This window comes from Mesorhizobium sp. WSM4848 (assembly GCF_055811375.1).
This window is the reverse complement of the sequence record NZ_JBVVPX010000142.1, coordinates 1-285: the sequence shown is the minus strand read 5'-3', so window position 1 is coordinate 285 and position 285 is coordinate 1. Positions and strand designations below refer to the sequence as shown.

Here is a 285-nt window from a genome sequence, read left to right as displayed (position 1 = left end):
ATCCCAGAAGTCCTGAAGCGAAGCGTGGCGAAGGTCGTCCTCGCCCCTGAGGTGCTTCACGCGGGCTTTGATCCCCGCCTTGACCCACTGCGTTGCCGGCCGCTTTGGCATGTCCTTGGGTGCCTCGCCGGCATGTTCCTGGACGCGTTTCCAAAGCCGCTCACGCATCTCGCGATTGACGCTGACGAACGCGCTGCCGACATATTTCCGGGTGCCCGGCTCGGCCATCAGGGCAAAGGCCGGCTTGCCCCTCTCGCGCTCGACCCCAAGAAGCTCTAACCCGCT

General features: G+C 64.6%; 1 pseudogene. It reads right to left on the bottom strand.

The window, feature by feature from the left end:
* Nucleotides 1–285: pseudogene (locus tag AC0L16_RS33680) on the bottom strand (ATP-dependent DNA ligase); the annotation flags it as partial.